The sequence below is a fragment of the Thalassovita litoralis genome (assembly GCF_900182725.1).
Taxonomy (GTDB): Bacteria; Pseudomonadota; Alphaproteobacteria; order Rhodobacterales; family Rhodobacteraceae; genus Thalassobius; species Thalassobius litoralis.
Genome location: NZ_FXTO01000075.1, coordinates 1 through 1563 on the forward strand (window position 1 = coordinate 1; position 1563 = coordinate 1563).

Here is a 1563-nt window from a genome sequence, read left to right on the forward strand (position 1 = left end):
GGCGGCGGGTCGCCACCCGATATGACCGCTGCCCCGAAGTCTTCCTCTCGGCCATCGCTCTCGCCGCAACAGTCATGTTTTGGTTATGAGTCCTGAGCCTAGGCACACTTTCCATCGCCAAACCGCGCTCATACTTTTCTTGTGTAGTCATGGAAGCACAGCCGGATACGGCTATGAGCGAGGCCAGAAGCAAGGCTGATTTTTCCATTTAGTTTCCCTTTTAATCAATAACGGTAGTTTTCCCCACGTCGCGCCCAATCGCAAGCTGTCTTTTGACGCGGGGACGCCGTAGCGCCCCCAATCGGGAGGTTCGGGACCTGCCTTGATGTTGTCAGAGGAACAGCGGGTCGACCCCGTAAGCTGCGAACAGCCAGTCGTCGTGCTTGCTGATTGGCAATAGAATCAACTTTGGGTCAGCACTTCAGCCTCAATTTATGGCTGATTTAGCAGCTTAGGTATGCATAAAGGTTCGGCACACAAGGGTTTGGAAAAAATAAATATTTTAAGGAGCTTCGTCTATTGATGACGCTATCATTTCGGGACTATCGGGGCGGTGAGAAGCGGAACGAAAGGAGAATCACCAGCACCCTAGACACCCCTTTTTATCAGGAGATCACATGGATCAAACCACGCAGCACACCGCTGTCGGCCACCCCATCATGCCAGAGCAGTTTCACGAGATCGCCCCGGCGCCCGCGGAAGCAGAAGATTTCGCCAGCATGCGGGTCACGTCCGAGCCCCTGCTGAACCTTCAACGCCAGGCTGTTCATCCCGCAGCGCATATCCGTCACGCCGCCCGCGATCCACACCTTCGTGCCAGAAGAGAATGCGATCATTGCATCACCTTTAACCTCCTCGTCCGTGGGAACGGCATAGCTGTTGACTCGCCCCTTGGCCTCGACCCGGACAGCACCGAAGTCCAGCTTAGGGGACCGTCCCTCATAGTACGCCCAGTCAAGGAAATGCAGCACCTGTGACACGATACGTTTCTGGGTGGCGGGGGTGATCCGGGGGCCTGTGGATCGTGACACCAGTTGTTCCAGTGACAGCGACCGCGCCCTGAAACTCTTGCCAACATGCGGGGACAGGCCAGCCACCAGAGACACGAAGCGGCGACCGTCATCACGGGACAGGCTGGCTACCTGTCGGGACCCGTAGAGCGAGACAAGCAACCCGATCGAGAAGCGAACCGATTTGAACCCGCCATGTCGGAGCTGGTCAGACCGAACCGCCAGATAGTCCTGAGCCAGCACCTTGACGGTTTCCCGACCGATCACCGGATTACTGGGGGCAAACACCGGAGCGGCGACCTTGACCGGCTCGGGACGGCCCAGAACGATGCCTTCACGGGCCTTTGCCACGATTGACTCATAGAGGGCGTTGACCTCAGCCGCCCGAACCTTGGCTTCCTTGGCATCCCCGGTTTTGAGGGACTGTTTCAGCGCCTGACCCAGCACTGGTTGCAGGGCCTTGGGATAGTTGCGGCGATACAGCCACGTTTGTTGTTTGAGATACGCGTAAGCAATACGCATGACTCCTCCTTTTGGGGCGGTTGCCCCAGTT

General features: G+C 57.3%; 1 protein-coding gene and 1 pseudogene. One reads left to right on the top strand and one right to left on the bottom strand.

The window, feature by feature from the left end; translation table 11 throughout:
- Positions 1-89, top strand: a pseudogene (locus FN828_RS20380) (IS5/IS1182 family transposase); the annotation flags it as partial.
- Positions 90-605: 516 nt separating this feature from the next.
- On the opposite strand, the gene tnpB reads toward FN828_RS20380, so the two are convergent.
- Positions 606-1532, bottom strand: a complete 927-nt coding sequence (gene tnpB / locus FN828_RS20785; RefSeq protein ID WP_221930579.1) for an IS66 family insertion sequence element accessory protein TnpB — start codon at positions 1530-1532, stop codon at positions 606-608.
- Between the last annotated feature and the right edge of the window lie 31 nt (positions 1533-1563).